The sequence below is a fragment of the Pseudomonas sp. KCJK9016 genome (genome assembly GCF_046231795.1).
GTDB lineage: Bacteria > Pseudomonadota > Gammaproteobacteria > Pseudomonadales > Pseudomonadaceae > Aquipseudomonas > Aquipseudomonas bananamidigenes.
Map to the genome: position 1 here is coordinate 1 of NZ_JBJJMM010000051.1, position 15,273 is coordinate 15,273.

The following is a 15,273-nucleotide window of genomic DNA, read 5'->3' on the forward strand; positions in this document are numbered from 1 at the left end:
GTCGTGGGTGTCGCGACGGGAAAACTTTTCGCCCATCGATGATTCCCCGTTCGCCAACGACCTGTTCACGCCCGCCCATTCGGATTTTTTCTATAGCCAGGATGCGAGCTATCGCGAGGCTTTTCTCAAACGCAATGAACTGGCCAGCGACGGTATTTCCGGGCACACGCTGCGCAGCATTTATCAGCGCATCTACACCCTGCGTTACATCGAACACTCGCCGATGGTCGTGCGCCTGATGCCCTCGCGCAGTGTGGGTGAAGTGTGGCGAGACCAGGACGGCTGGAAACTGGCCGCGCAGCACCAGGGCAGCAACGACCAGGAGACGCTGGAAGCCGATCTCGTGCTGTGGGCCACCGGTTTTCGTGCGGCAAGACTTCCTTTCCTGGGGGCGCTCGAACATCGCTTCGAACGCGAGGGCGGGGAAATCCGTGTGGATCGCGACTTCGCTGCGATCTGGTCGGGTCCGGCCGACCGGCAGATCTTCATGCTCAACGCCGCACGCGGCCAGCGTGGTCTCGCCGACCCCAACCTGAGTCTGGCGGCGTGGAGGGGGCAGATCGTTATCGACCGGATTCTCAACCGGCCGCGCAGTCGGGCGCCGGGCGCCGACACCTTCGTCAATTGGGAAGCGCTTCATACCGGCTGACTCTACCGGTCGCCGCAAAGGTTATTCCTTCATTCATCTACAAGGATTGAATCGTGAGTCGATTATTCAACAAGGATGTCATCGTCATCGTCGGTGGATTGTCGAGCGGTCGCCACATTGCCCCGCTGTTCAAGGGGCTCGGCTTCAGTTGCATTCATGTGTGCACTGCCGACGCCATGGAGCATCCGATTCTCAAGCCGACGTTCAATCGACAGGATTACACCGAACATCATGTGCTGGCGTCCGAGGCCGAGGCGGCGGATTTTGTTGCTCGTCTGAAGGGGCGGCATGTCAGGGCGGTGATCGCCGGGTGCGAGCCGTGTGTGCTGCTGGCGGACAAGCTCGCCGCAATGTTTGATGTGCCGCGCAATGACGGCGCATCGAGTATCACCCGCCGCAGTAAATACCTGATGCATGAAACGCTGCGTCAGCATGGGCTGAAGTCGGCCCGGCAGTTGCTCAGCGACGATCTGGAACAGATCTGCGCTTTCCACGAGCGCATCGGCGGCCAGATCGTGCTCAAACCCGAAGCCGGTGCCAACACTGATGGTGTGCACTACTGCAACACGCGGGCGCAAATCGCCGACGCTTTCGATCGCATTCTCGGCGCCAAAAGCATCTTCGATGACTTCAGCTCCCGCTACACCAAAGTGCTGGCGCAGGAGTACCTGTCGGGCAAGCAGTATCTGGTCAACACCTGCTCCTCGGAAGGGCATCACTACGTCTGCGATGCCTGGGGAGAAGTGCGCCTGAACGATGAAGCACCGTCGAACGACAGCTATGCGGACCTGATCAGCCCGGCGACTGAACTGCATCGTTCATTGGCCGATTACGCCGGCCGGGTCTGTGATGCGCTGGGGATTCGCTACGGCAATGCCCACTTCGAAATGCGCATGACCGATGAGGGACCGTGTCTGATCGAGGTTGCTGCGCGCTTGTCGGGCAATGTCGATTTTTCGGTGTTGCACGACACCCACAGCCTCACCCAGCTTTCGCTGCTGGCTGACGCGATGCTGGATCCCCAGGCATTCCGCACACGGATCAACGGAGCGAATCCGCACACCAAGGCGGCCAGAAAGGTGTACCTGGCTTCCGATATGACCGGAGACGTGCAGCGCGAGCCGGACCTGAACCTGCTGCTGGACATCGAGACGGTACGCAGCGTGCTGTTTCGCGTGGCGAAGGGCGACCGTCTGCACAAGACCGATCGCGCCCTGGGCCACGACCGGCCGGGACATCTGTACATGGTCAGTGCCGACTCCGGGCAGATTGCCCGGGACTACGAACAGGTACGGCGCAGTGAGCGCCTGCTGTACGAAACCATGCTCACGCGCCCCTGACCGGAGAGTACAGACCCCCATGAAGATCACCCGCACTTTCCCGGCGTCCTTCGATGTGTCGTCCGGACAGATGAACGCACGGGACATCACCGTGGCACCGTCGCAAAGCACCCGTATCCACAATCACCATGACAGTGAATGCTGGAAGGTCCTGAGTGGCGAGGGCGTGCTGACGTCCGGCAGTCGACAATTCACGATCCGCGCCGGAGATCATGTCGAATTCCAGCCTTTTGAAGCTCACACCGTGGAAAACCGCGGCAGCGAGGACTTGCGTTTCACGTCCTATTGGCACGTCGATCATGCGGCGCTCGCCGACCGGGAAAGGGCTGCCATGCCCGGTGACGGCCATCTGTTGATCGAGACGGCGTTTCCGACGCCCAACGGTCCGTTGCATCTCGGACATTTGTCGGGGGCCTATCTGCTGGCGGACGTTTTCAAGCGCTGCTGCGAACTGACCGGCACCGATGTCTTTGCCTACTGCGGCACCTACGGTCACACCAATCACATCGACAAGACCGCGATTGCCCGTGGCACGACTTACACGGGGCTGGTGGAGAGTTGTGAAAGCGTCATCGTCAACGATCTTCAGTCGTTCCAGGTCGAGTACGACGCGTTCCTGCCTCACGTGCCGGATTCGCCGGATTTCGCGGCGGTCAAAGAGCGCTTCCTCGCTCTGTTGCTGGAGTCCGCTTATCTGTTCGAGCGGATCGTCGAGCACCCCTACAGCGAAGCGTCCGGGCAATTCATCTGTGAGAGCTATGTGGCCGGTCAGTGCCCGCACTGCCGTGCTTCGACCATCGGCATGGAGTGCGAGAACTGCGGGTTGTATCAGGACGAATGCAAACTGATCGAGCCGTTCCATTCGGTCACCCGGGAGAAACTCGTGCGCCGGCCGGTGGCGCGGCTGTACCTGCGGCTCGATCAAGCCGTCGTCGGCGAACTCGCGGCACAGATGTACAGCCACAATACCGTGGCGAGCCGGATCTGTTATGACCGTTTGCAGCAGTACCTCAAGGATGGTGCGCTGGGCGATATTCCGGTTTCGTCCCTGCGGGGGCGCGGCGTGCCGGTCAAGGGAGAGCAGGTGCTGACGGTGGTCATGGAGCGCGCCCTGCGCTCGTTTTTCGGCCTTTCGCGTTTTCCGTCGGCAACCGGGCATCTGTTTTTCTGCGGCGTCGACAACCTTTGTGGTTCAGGGATCCTGTTGCCGTATGTGCTGAAAGTGCTCGGTGTGGCCCCTCAACAATTGCCTGTCGCGGTGATCAACCAGTTCAGTCTGCTGGACGGCCGGAAGTTCTCCACCGGCGCCAACCATGCGATCTGGGCCAGCGAATTCCTGCAGACGTATCCGGCGGATCTGGTGCGTCTGTACCTCTGCCAGATCCTCAGCCCGACCAGCGAAAGCAATTTTCGCCGCGAAGCCTTCAACGAATTCACCGGGCGTTTCGTACAGTCGTTGACCGATGTGTTCGCCAATGGCCGCGAACTGATCGGGCATTTTGCCAACGGCTGCATCGAAGCCGGCCCCTGGTTGCGGCAGGACGTGGCGTTCTACCGCGAACTGAATGCGGCGATGGACGACTGCCTTGAACACTACGCCAGTCATGCGCCGCACGCAGCGGTGCGCAGGATCGTTTATCTGCTTGAGGTGATCGCTGACTACACCACGCAAAGCCACACCTGGCGCGACGAACGCAATGCGTTGCGCACCAGGGTCGCGCTGATGCTGCACGCCTGGCAATCCCTGGCGTATTGCCTTTATCCGGCGATGCCGGTGCTGGCGACGCAGATCTTCGAAGGCCTGGGTGCGGAACGCGACCGTTGGCACGCCGACCGACAGGCCGTGCGGATCTTCGAGGTCGCTGCGCTGGACATCGACTCCATCGCTCACACATTGAGCACGTTCAAACACAAGGTGTCGCCGCCATGAGCAAGAACATCGGACTGATCGGCTGCGGCAATCTGGGCTACCCGCTGGCTCTGCACATCGGGCAACTGGGTTTCGACCGCCTGCACGTCCACGATCTGGACGAGCGCAAGGCGACAAGGCTCAAGCGTGACCTCGAGCAGGCCCATCCGGCACTGCAGGTCATGGACCATCTGGACACGGCGGAGCTGGACGTGGTGCTGCTGGCCCTCAGCGGGCCGGCGACCATTGCCTTTGTCACGGATGAGCGCAATGACGCACTGTTCAGGAAGCGTCCGGTGTACGTCAGCCTCGGCCGGCCGCTCTATGACGATTTCACCGCGCATCAGGCGCTGCATCGACGCCTGCTGGAGCGCGACGTGACGCTGTTTTTCGGTTTCGGACTGGAACCGGGTCTGGTGGAAATCCTCATGCACGATCTCGCCTCGAACTCGGCTGCCGGGACGATCGTCAGCCTGAGTGCGGTTTGCGGCGGTGTGCCGCAGCAGCCACAACCGCCGCTCAACTACGACTTGCTGTTCGGTGACCGTTTGCCGGCGCTCAATCGCAAGGCGCTGGTGAAGATCGACGGCAGTCTCGGGTATTGCCTGCGGTTCGACATGAAGGAAAGCCGTTTCGTCGAAGGCGTGGGAATGCTGGACGTCTACCATGACGGCCTGTCGCCTTACCTGCTCGAATCACCCGGCGTGGCCGCCGTAGCGACGATCAGGCAGCAGACCGCACGCTGGCCGGGGTTCTTCGACAGCGTGCGCAACCTGATTGACCTTGGTTTGCTGGATGAGCATGTGCCGCCGGGGGCAAGCGTTTCGGCCAGCGATCAGGTGCACGACATTCTGGTGCGCAACGGCAGACTTTCCCGCAACCGCCCTGACATCAGCTTCGTCGAAGTGGTGGCGCAACTGGCCTGCGGCGAGCAGGCAACGCACCGGATCGTCTCGACATTCGATGAGGCCAACGGGCTGACCGGCATGGCGCAACTGACCAGCTTCCTGGCCGTGTGGACCGCGTGGCGGGCCGTACAGACTCCCGACATCTGCCGACCGGGGATCATTCTCAGTCATGAGTGTTACGAGCGCGACGCGACGGATGAACTTCTCGCTGCGTACCGTCGATATGTGAAATGCACCGTGAATTCGTCGCCCCTGTCACGCGGCGTGCCCCTCTGACTCCCATCGCTTCGAAGGTCTTCCATGACTGCGACCGTACCTTTCCAACTGACCCGGCCCGAACTGAAGGTCGTGACGATCGTGACCCTGTTGCTGCTGGTGGGGTTGCTCGGCACCGACATCCATCTCTCGGCGTTGCCGCAGATGATGCTGGCGATGCACACCACCCAGGCGCTCATGCAATCGTCGATTTCCGTGTTCCTGTTCGGGGTCGGCCTGAGTGCCCTGGTCTATGGCCCCCTCAGTGACATTTACGGGCGCAAGCCGGTAGTGCTGACCGGGCTTGTCATTGCCATTGCCGGTAATCTGATCGGCGCTTCGCTCAACGAGATCGGACCGTTTCTGGGGGCGCGTTTCATTCAAGGGGTGGGCAGCGGCGTGTGTCTGGCGCTGTCGAGGATCGTGCTCTCGGACATCGTGCGCGGTGACCGCTATGCGATCACCAGTTCCTACATCACGCTGTTCACCGGGTTGTCGATCGTGCTGGGGCCGGTCATCGGCAGTTTCATTCAGACCTGGTTCGGCTGGCGGGCCAATTTCATCACGCTGGCGATTCTGCTGGCCGGCATGTGGACGGTGTACGCCGCGCAATGTCCGGAAACCAATGTGCATCGCAACAAAAGCATCGTCATCCGCGATGTCTTCGCCAATTACCGCTTTGTCCTGCGTAATCCCACGTTCGTCTGCGCCGCCACACTGGCGGGCATCGGCATGTCCTGTTTTGTGATGTACACGGCGACCAGTCCCTTCGTGTTGCAACATCAGTTCGGCTTTTCGCCGACGCTTTATGGCTGGATCACGGCGCTGGTCAGTGCCGGCCTGCTGGTGAGCCGCTCAATGTTGCCGCGCCTGATCCGCCGCTATGGAATGATGAAAATCATCCATCTGGGCCTGTTCATTTTGCTGACCTGCGGTGCTTCGCTGCTGATGCTGAACAGTCTTTCGATGCTGTTCACCTTATCGTTTCTGGTCAGTGTGTCAGGTGTCTTTTTCAGTTACACCTTCATCGTGTTGTGCGCTTCGGCAATCTCCATGACGCCGTTTACCGACAAGCGAGGGGCCGCCGGCGCCGTGTATTCCTGTTCGCAAATGGCATTGGCGTTCGCCGTCAACTCGGTGGTGTCGTCGTTCTCCGGCAGCGAGATCGTGCTGTTGGGCGTGACGTTCATCGTTTTGCCGCTGGTGGGGCTGTATCTGTGTCGCAAGATGCACTTCGAGTCGTGAACGCGCCGTTCCACGCCGCTTCTGACTGTGAGGGGAGAGGCTTGCCTTCGTCACGCGGTGCCAAATCTGCTGCACTTGTAAAGTGGCGAGGGCTGCTCCGTTGGCGGTTCGAGGAATCCATTGCTTCGGCTTAATAGGAAGCATTACTATTCACGCCCCTTTCCTCAGCACGCCGCAATGATCCCCATGCTGCCCCGCAGACCCGGCTTTCTCGAGCATTACGAAGAGTTGATCGGCACCTGGACCCGACGCCTGCGCAATCGCTCGCAGGCCGAGGACCTGGCGCACGACACCTTTGTGCGGGTGCTCGAATCCGATTCTTCAGCGGTGCAGCAACCGCGGGCGTATCTGCACCAGACGGCGCGCAACATCGCGGTGGACGGTTATCGGCGTGAGGACCGGCGGGGTGCCATGGAGTCGCAGGCGATTGATCTCGGTGGGGCGCCGAACGGTGACCCGGAGCACTACATGCATGCGATCCAGCTGGCCGATTCCATCGAACGGGCGCTCACCGAATTGCCGCTCAACTGCCGGCGGATTTTCGTCTGGCAGAAGATCGAAGGCCTGACCCAGGCGGAAATCGCCGAACGCCTGGGCCTGTCCAGGAACATGGTGGAAAAGTATATGATCCGCACCCTGCGGCATTTGCGTGATCGCCTGGACGGGGCGCAATCATGAGCCGCGGCGTCTTTTCATCCCCGGCCGGACAGGACATTCCATGATGGATACTCGTGATTGCGCGTGCGGGCAAACAACGGTGCGCGATGACGCGGCACGCTGGTTTGTGCGTTTGCAGGAGCCGACCGTCGATGCCGAGCAATATCGGAATTTCGAGACCTGGCTGAACGAACATCCGCAGCACCGTGATGAGTTCCAGTTGCTGCAAGGCTTGTGGACGGCGGCGGACCTGCTGCCGGCGCCGCGTCTCAAGGCCCTGTGCGAAACGCCGCCAGCGCGGCGCGAACCTCGCCCGTTGTTGCGTTATGCCGTGGCGGCCTGCGTGGTCGCAGTGGCGCTCGGGCTCGGCCTGTTCAGTGGCTTGAATCACCCGGCGGGTTACACCGCCGAATTCGCCACCGCGCTGGGCGAGCGCAGGCATGTGGCGCTGCCGGACGGCTCGGTGATCGACCTCAACAGCCGCAGCCGTTTGCAGGTGCGTTTCGAGAAGGATCGACGACTGATCGAATTGACCGAAGGCGAGGCGATGTTCAGCGTCGAACACGACACCTCGCGTCCGTTTGTGGTCGAAGCCGGAAGCGGCAAGATCACGGTCACCGGTACCCGCTTCGATGTGCGCCGCGACGTGACGCAAACCCGGGTCGCCGTGGAGCAGGGCACGGTCAAGGTGCAGGGGCGCCAGGCACCGGACACTCAGTTCATCAACCTGACGGCGGGCCTCGGCACCCATGTCGACGCCAATGGCGTGGTGGCCCGGGCTTATGCGGTCAACCCGGCGGAGCTGACGGCGTGGCGCAGCGGCAAACTGGTGTTCAACAACGCCAGCCTCAGCGAAGTCGTCGCAGAGGTTTCCCGTTATCGCGAAAAACCGCTGACAGTCGCCAACCCGGCCGTGGCCGGTCTGCGCCTGACCAGCGTGTTCAAATCCGATAACACCGACGCCTTGCTCAAGGCCTTGCCGAATATCCTTCCGGTAGCCGTGCGAACCCTCGCCGACGGCAGTCAGGAAATAATTTCAAAATAGCATTCAGGTTTTTTTCGAGTTCGTCGTCTTCCTGTTCAACTGCAACTGGTTTGCATTAACGGCCGCACACTCATGCGATCCACAGGACTCCGTACGACGTGAAAAACACCTCTGCCAACAACAAAAAATCCCCCTGGCTGCCGCTGGCCCTTGCGCTGGCGGTCAATGCCGCGATGCCGCTGGCCTTTGCTGCCGACGCCATTCATATCCGCGCCCAGCCACTGGGCCAGGCCCTGAGCGAACTGGGCCAGCAAACCTCGCTGCAGGTGTTTTTCAGCCCGGATCTGGTGGCGGGCAAACAGGCGCCGGCGATCGATGGCAATCTGTCGCCGGAAGACGCGCTGCGCCGGTTGCTGCAGGGCAGTGGCCTGGATTATCAGATCAATGAAGGCGCTGTGATCCTGACGCCAGCTCCGACCGCGGCCAGCAACGGTCCGCTGGAGCTGGGTGTCACCGACATCAAGATGGTCGGCGACTGGCTCGGCGACGCCGATGCCGCCGTGGTGCAGAACCACCCCGGTGCACGCACGGTGATCCGCCGCGAAGCCATGGTCGAGCAGGGCGCAATGAACGTCAGTGACGTTCTCAAACGGGTGCCGGGCGTGCAGGTGCAGGACTCCAACGGTACCGGCGGCAGCGATATCTCGCTGAACGTCGGCGTGCGTGGCCTGACGTCGCGCCTGTCGCCGCGCTCCACGGTGCTGATCGACGGCGTGCCCGCGGCGTTCGCACCGTATGGTCAGCCACAGCTGTCGATGGCACCGATTTCTTCCGGCAACCTCGACAGCATCGACGTGGTGCGCGGCGCCGGTTCCGTGCGCTATGGGCCACAGAACGTCGGCGGAGTGATCAACTTCGTGACCCGTGCCATCCCGGAAAAGGCCACCGGTGAAATCGGCACGACCCTGGAAACCACCCGCTACGGCGGCTGGAAACACATCGACACGGCATTCCTCGGCGGCACCGCCGACAACGGCATGGGCGTGGCGCTGCTGTATTCCGGGGTGAACGGCAACGGTTATCGCGAACGCAACAATGGCAACGACATCGACGATGTGCTGCTCAAGACCCACTGGGCGCCGACCGATCAGGACGATTTCAGCCTCAACTTCCATTACTACGATGCCAGCGCCGACATGCCCGGCGGCCTGACGCAGAAGCAGTACGATGATAAACCGTACGACTCGGTGCGCGACTACGACAACTTCAGCGGCCGCCGCAAGGATGTGTCGTTCAAGTGGATCCGCCAGATCGACGAGCGCACTCAGGCCGAAATCCTGACGTACTACACCGACAGCTTCCGCGGCAGCACCATCGCCGCCCGGGATCTGAAAACCCTGAGCTCGTACCCGCGTTCCTATTACACCCTGGGCATCGAACCGCGAGTGTCTCGTGTGTTCGATATCGGCTCAACCACTCAGGAAGTCAGCGTCGGTTACCGCTACCTGAAAGAAGCGATGCACGAGCAGTCGAGCCGTCTGGCGCTGGTCAACAATGAGCCGGTGGTCACCAAGACTTCCGACGGCCATGTGTTCCAGGATCGCACCGGCGGCACCGAGGCCAACTCGGTCTACGTTGATAACAAGATCGACGTCGGCAAATGGACCATCACCCCGGGCATTCGCTTCGAGCACATCAACACCGACTGGCATGACCGCGCCGTGCTCGATACCGCCGGCAAACGCGTACCGGAGAAAAACCGCAGCATCGAGAGCAACGAGCCGCTGCCGGCACTGAGCGTGATGTATCACTTGTCGGATGCGTGGAAGCTGTTCGCCAACTACGAGACTTCGTTCGGCAGCCTGCAGTATTTCCAGTTGGGGCAGGGCGGTTCGGGTGACCAGACTGCCAATGGCCTGGAGCCGGAGAAAGCCAAGACCTACGAGGTCGGCACTCGCTACAACGATGACGTGTGGGGCGGTGAAGTGACACTGTTCTACATCGACTTCGACGATGAACTGCAATACATCAGCAACGACGTGGGCTGGACCAACCTCGGCGCCACCAAGCACCAGGGCATCGAGGCGTCGGTGCACTACGACCTGGCGGCGCTCGATCCGCGGCTCGACGGCCTGACCGCCAATGCCGGTTTCACGTATACCCGCGCCACGTATGAAGGCGAGATCCCCGGCTTCAAGGGCCGCGACCTGCCGTTCTATTCGCGTCAGGTGGCGACCGTCGGGCTGCGCTATGACATCAACCGCTGGACTTACAACATCGACGGTTTCGCCCAGCCCAGACAGCGCTCGCCGGGCACTGGTGTGAACGCCGACGGCAGTTTCAGCAACAACTACATCACCGAAGGCACGGCGGACGGGCAGTACGGCGACATCCCGGGCTACATGACCTGGAACGTGCGCGGCGGCTATGACTTCGGTGCGCAGCTGTCGAACCTGAAGCTCGGTGCCGGGGTGAAAAACATCTTCGACAAGCAGTACTTCACCCGCTCCAGCGACAACAACTCGGGCATGTATGTCGGCGCGCCGCGCACGTTCTTCGTGCAGGCCAGCGTCGGTTTCTGACCTGCCATGCAGGCGGCTGTCAGTCGCCTGTAATTCACCTGTTCCGCCTGTCGGCCGAGCCCGGTAACCGGAAATCCGCTGCGGGTGAAGGATTTCCAGTGATGTCATGGCCCCGGAGGCAAACCCTTCTCGGGCCATCGACAACGGAGACGGTGAGTGACCACAGGTCCGGATCAAGGTCTTGATAGCCTTCGAGGTCCCGGCAATCCGAACCTTGCCATTGCACTACTTTATAGTCATATGGGCCTTCAACCTGATCGGGTGCTACGTCGATCGGAGTAATGATGAAAGTGTTTTCGGTGCTTTCAAACAGCCTGTAGAGCGGAGCGCTGTTTATCGGCCCCATCTGTGCCCAGCGCCAATAGATTCTGGCATTGCGAACCGCCCATCGATTCTGCGAGACGTGTTTGTATCGTTGCCCGACGACGCACAGAAAGTAAAAGCCGGGACCTGCACGCAACGTGTAGATTGAGGTGTCTGTGTCGTTGGCGTGAGTTGGCCTGGCTGGCCCATAACCTTCGCTGTTCGCGCAGTCAGACAGCGTTCGGGTGTATTTGAGCCGGTGAAACGGCTGATCCAGAGTGAAAGTCTGTTTCCACTGTACCCGAGTGAAGTTTCCCCGCTTGTCACGTGCCACTCTCACGTAGTTTTCATCGTTCCGTGGCTCAAAGTCGCTGGATGGACCGAGTGGACAATCGGTGTCTTGCGGGGCAAAGCGGCCCGCCCTGAAGCAGTGAGCGAGTCGAACAGCGGACGTCGCGTAATTGGTGCCCTGTGATTTTCGCGGTATGCCGTTCGTGATTTCGCAGGGGCTGTCCGGGGCGCATTGCGTGTTTCCGCCCGTACGCGTGGTGGTGCCGATCACACCAAGGATTTCGTTGCTGTAGCGAGTCAGTACTGGAGCCCCCGAAACACCACTGCGCACTCCCTCGCAGCGATTGCTCAGTTGATCAAACCAGGCGAACCCTGCTTCAAAAATGTCGGCAGACGCCCCTTGCTTGCAGGCGACACGCATCATGAAACCGAAGAAAGGAGCACCGACGATCAATACATCGGAACCGATGGGGAGGGGCTGTCGTGCCAGTTTCAGGGGCATGATTCCGTCATCCATCAACTGTTTCAATGATCGATCGAGCTCGACGATGGCTATGTCGCCACCACGTCGTGTACCCCAGACAATCCGGGTGATCGGATAGGCCAGTTGGCGGGACTGTGTATCCTTGAAATAGTTGAAAATCACTTCGCCGGAGGCAGGAGAGTTCAGGGTAAAGCGATCGGCGTTACTGTCGACACAGTGACCGGCGGTCAATACATAGGCGGGGCCGTCCCGTTTCGTGCTGGTGCCGTGGGTATCGATCAGGCTGCCAGTGCATTGACTCCCATTCATGAGAACCCGTCCGATCGACAACCAGTGCCGGTATTGCCCATGGTCATTGTTCAGGACCTGTTCGGACGAAAAATTTGCCGAGCCTTCACCCAGATCGGTCAAGGAAGAGGCCAGAGTAATGTTGCTCAAACAGAGCAACAGAGACACCAGAATTCCATATCCGAAGTTCGATTTCACGACAGGTCCAGCACGCGGTGGGCAGACCCCATGCTGCGACGCGGTACAACGCCCGTCCACTGTCAGATCTGACAGTGGACTTCTCGCAAATCGATCTTTGTCTCAAGCCTGTCTGCTCAGACCCTGAGGGCTTTGCCGCCTATCGCCACCGCCACCAGCAGCGTCGCCATCAACCCGAAGGCGAAACTCAGGCTGCTGGCATGGGCGACAAACCCGATCACCGCCGGCCCCGCCAGAATCCCCGCGTAACCCAGCGTGGTGATTGCCGGCACCGCGATGCTTTCCGGCATCACTGTCTGTTTGCCCACCGCCGTGTACAGCACCGGTACGATGTTCGAACACCCGGCGCCGACCAGTGCATAACCCAGCAGCGCGGCTTCCCAGCTGGGCGCGAATGTCGCCAGAAACAATCCCGTCGCTGCCAGCAGGCCGCCGAACAGAATGATCCGGGTGGCTCCCAGGGCGCGAACAATCCGGTCGCCGGTCAACCGGCCCGCCGTCATCGTCAGCGCGAACGCCGCGTAACCCAGACCTGCATACGCGGTATCGATCCCGCGTTCCTCGGCCAGAAACACTGCGCTCCAGTCCAGCGCCGCGCCTTCGGTGAGGAACACGATGAAGCACATGCCGCCGATGAACAGCACGATCCCGTGAGGCACCGCGAACGCCGGCCCCGAGCTTTCGCTGCCGTAAGGCAACATGTGCGGCACAGCCTTGAACAGCGCCGCGATCAGCACCACGACCACCACCAGCATCGCCGCCAAAGGTGTCAGCCCGAGACCGAGCAGCCCGCTGACACCCGCCGCGCCGACGATCCCGCCTAGGCTGAACAGACCGTGAAACCCCGACATCATATTTTTGCCGCTGGCCCGCTCGACCATGACCGCTTGCAGGTTCACCGTCGAGTCCACCGTACCGAGTCCGGCGCCGAACATGAACAACGTGGCGATCAACGCCGGAATCGACGACACCGTCGCCAGCAATGGCAACGCCGCACAGATCAACAGGGTTCCGCCAGTGGCTACACGCCGGCAGCCGAATCGCGTGGCCAGAACTCCGGCCAGCGGCATCGCCAGAATCGAACCGACACCCAGACACAGCAGCAACAGGCCGAGCGTCCCTTCATCGAGCCCGGCCCGCGCCTTGGCATAAGGCACCAACGGCGCCCAGGCGGCGATGCCGAGCCCGGCGATGAAGAAAGCGATGCGCGTGGACATCTGTTGCAGACGTCCGGGAGCGAGGGGAGGCGGGGTGTTGATGGCAGTCATGAAACATCCTTGGTCTTGCGGTCAATGGCGTGATGCAGGACAACATCCTTGCATATCAGTCCATGGGCCGCGACCTTGAGTTCCCGATCAGGTTGATCGGCGAGAACGGCTCACTGCTCGCGGATGCTTTGCGTCAACTTCAAAAAGCGCGGTACGACAGCCTCGGGCGGTGGCACCAGATCTTTCAGGCCGTCGGTGCCTTTCTGGAAAGTGAACATCTGTGCCGCGATCAGGGGGCTCGCGAGACCGCCGACATGGGCGATGGCGAACCAGGCGCGATCCTGTTCTGTGGTGTCCGGACGAGGGTCCAGACGCCAGCCTTCGAGGGTGGTCATGCGATCGCCGATGTAGAACTTCTCCATGATCTTCGACTTTTTCCAGATTTCGGCGTCGTAGCCGGGGCGGTAGTCGGTATCGTAGGTGCCGTCGGTGGGTTTGGCGTGGTTGCCGAGTGAGGCATTGATAAGACTCATGATCACGTTGGGCGTGCTGGTGAAGCGCAGGCTGTTCTTGACGTTGAAACCGGTCTTGCCGTCGTCATGGATAAAGCCGTAGGGCATACAGACGCCGGGGCCTTCTGGCACTTGATAGAGGTCTCGGGCCTCGAAGCGGGCGGCAAGGTCCTTGATCCGTTGTGCGGAGTTTTCGGTGGGTTTGTTCATGTTGAAGTAGAACACCCGATTGTTGCGCCAGAGCAGGAATTCGTGGGGGATATTTTCGCCGCCCATGACGTAGGCGTCGGGGATACCCAGGTCGTGTTCGTATTTTTTTACTTTGGGTATTTGCTCTTCCAGTTTTTTTATTTGTTCCTCCTGCTTTTTCACCATCTCATGGGCATAGTTCATCTCCTTGATCGATGCCAAAAGTTCCTTGTTGGTTTCAAGCTTGTCCTCGAGGCGCTTTTTGTAGAGTTCGGTTTCGTGAAGAATGGCGTTGCGTTGTCTTTCAAAATTTTCACGGGTCGTGGCATCGCTGACTCTGATGGTGAGCTCGTCAAAGTCATAACTAACGTAGTCGCCCACCGCATGCACATTCTTGGAGAATGTGTGTCCTCCTGCACCTTTCATGTTGCTGCGTTCGATAGCAAACGTTGCCCACTCGAATGCTTCCGGTGACTCGAATCTGGTACGTCCCAGACATTCGTGCAGGGCAGGCTCAGCAAGAGCTGATTGGGTACCCAGCAACAAGCCGGCGAAGGTGGCGATGATTCGTGTCATGAACTGTGCTCATTTCGATTGGACGTTTCGCTCACACTTGCGATGTGTACGTCGCTCTTTCTGTCTTCGTTGTGAGCGATGATCGTCAGGTTCAATCCCGAGTCATTGTTCTCACCTTTAGTCCAGCCGATTGGTAGGGCAGTAATGAAGCCCTTGATGCCCATGGGAGCGGAATAGGTTTTCACCCCAGCCCATGTCTTGCTCTCCCAAAAACCTTCTTCATGTGGCAAACAGTCTGCCAGTTTTCCACCACGTTTATGATCATCTGGAGAGCGATATGTCCACGTTGGCCAGATTGATGCTGGCATATCCCCGGCGGGTTCAGACGCTGTCGTTGGATCAACGAGTATTTGCACCTGACTGATGTTCTGAGGAATGAAGTTGAACGACTGCTCGTAAGCTTCCGAATTACTCTTTGCGCGCTTCTGAATATCTCGCCAAGTTTTTTCAGCAGCAGGCTGATCGAGAACTTCGTCCGAAACAGTGAAGTGAGCCACGGGGCCATCTTTCTTCGCCTGACTCATCCCGAAGTGCTTCTTCCACAAATCCTTGCGCAACTTATTGATTGTCTTCCCTACCTTCTGGTTGTGTTTGCCGTCCAGCTTGGCTTCAGTCGATTCGCTGTCGCGCACAATGACTGCCAGCTCTGAGTCACGTGTCCCGCATTGACTGCGGTCATTGATATTGGCGCTGC

11 protein-coding genes and 1 pseudogene are annotated in these 15,273 nt (G+C 60.1%); 8 read left to right on the forward strand and 4 right to left on the reverse strand.

Features of this window, described 5'->3' with window-relative positions; genetic code table 11:
- The 8 genes from ACK6BI_RS27770 to ACK6BI_RS27805 form a co-directional block, all read left to right on the forward strand.
- The coding region (locus tag ACK6BI_RS27770) for a SidA/IucD/PvdA family monooxygenase (RefSeq protein WP_409319628.1) at positions 1–649 on the forward strand (649 nt) is incomplete at its 5' end.
- A gap of 53 nt (positions 650–702) precedes the next feature.
- Positions 703–1,989 carry an ATP-grasp domain-containing protein gene (locus tag ACK6BI_RS27775; protein ID WP_409319629.1) on the forward strand — a complete coding sequence of 429 codons (1,287 nt, stop codon included), beginning with the start codon at positions 703–705 and terminating at the stop codon, positions 1,987–1,989.
- A 19-nt stretch (positions 1,990–2,008) separates the two neighbouring features.
- Positions 2,009–3,919: a class I tRNA ligase family protein gene (locus ACK6BI_RS27780; RefSeq protein ID WP_409319630.1), complete on the forward strand. Its 1,911-nt coding sequence runs from the start codon at positions 2,009–2,011 to the stop codon at positions 3,917–3,919.
- On the forward strand, positions 3,916–5,082 hold the full coding sequence (locus tag ACK6BI_RS27785; protein ID WP_409319631.1) for a saccharopine dehydrogenase C-terminal domain-containing protein: 1,167 nt from the start codon (positions 3,916–3,918) through the stop codon (positions 5,080–5,082). The genes ACK6BI_RS27780 and ACK6BI_RS27785 overlap by 4 nt, the downstream gene beginning before the upstream one ends.
- Positions 5,083–5,106: 24 nt before the next feature.
- The gene (locus ACK6BI_RS27790) at positions 5,107–6,306 is read left to right on the forward strand and encodes a multidrug effflux MFS transporter (RefSeq protein WP_409319632.1); all 1,200 of its coding nucleotides are present in this window, start codon (positions 5,107–5,109) and stop codon (positions 6,304–6,306) included.
- 177 nt (positions 6,307–6,483) lie between these two features.
- Positions 6,484–6,984, forward strand: coding sequence for a sigma-70 family RNA polymerase sigma factor (locus ACK6BI_RS27795; RefSeq protein ID WP_409319633.1), 501 nt, complete (start codon positions 6,484–6,486; stop codon positions 6,982–6,984).
- A 40-nt stretch (positions 6,985–7,024) separates the two neighbouring features.
- Positions 7,025–8,008 carry a FecR family protein gene (locus tag ACK6BI_RS27800; RefSeq protein ID WP_409319634.1) on the forward strand — a complete coding sequence of 328 codons (984 nt, stop codon included), beginning with the start codon at positions 7,025–7,027 and terminating at the stop codon, positions 8,006–8,008.
- A gap of 98 nt (positions 8,009–8,106) precedes the next feature.
- Entirely contained in the window at positions 8,107–10,530 is a 2,424-nt protein-coding gene (locus ACK6BI_RS27805) for a TonB-dependent siderophore receptor (protein ID WP_409319635.1), read from the forward strand.
- Between the two features lie 34 nt (positions 10,531–10,564).
- On the opposite strand, the gene ACK6BI_RS27810 is transcribed toward ACK6BI_RS27805, so the two are convergent.
- The 4 genes and pseudogenes from ACK6BI_RS27810 to ACK6BI_RS27825 form a co-directional block, all read right to left on the reverse strand.
- The gene (locus ACK6BI_RS27810) at positions 10,565–12,094 is read right to left on the reverse strand and encodes a trypsin-like serine peptidase (protein WP_409319636.1); all 1,530 of its coding nucleotides are present in this window, start codon (positions 12,092–12,094) and stop codon (positions 10,565–10,567) included.
- A 116-nt stretch (positions 12,095–12,210) separates the two neighbouring features.
- Positions 12,211–13,362: an MFS transporter gene (locus ACK6BI_RS27815; protein WP_409319637.1), complete on the reverse strand. Its 1,152-nt coding sequence runs from the start codon at positions 13,360–13,362 to the stop codon at positions 12,211–12,213.
- A 110-nt stretch (positions 13,363–13,472) separates the two neighbouring features.
- Positions 13,473–14,579 (reverse strand): hypothetical protein, encoded by a 1,107-nt coding sequence (locus ACK6BI_RS27820; protein WP_409319638.1) that lies wholly within the window; start codon positions 14,577–14,579, stop codon positions 13,473–13,475.
- Positions 14,576–15,273, reverse strand: a pseudogene (locus tag ACK6BI_RS27825) (phospholipase); the annotation flags it as partial. The pseudogene ACK6BI_RS27825 and the gene ACK6BI_RS27820, both read right to left, overlap by 4 nt.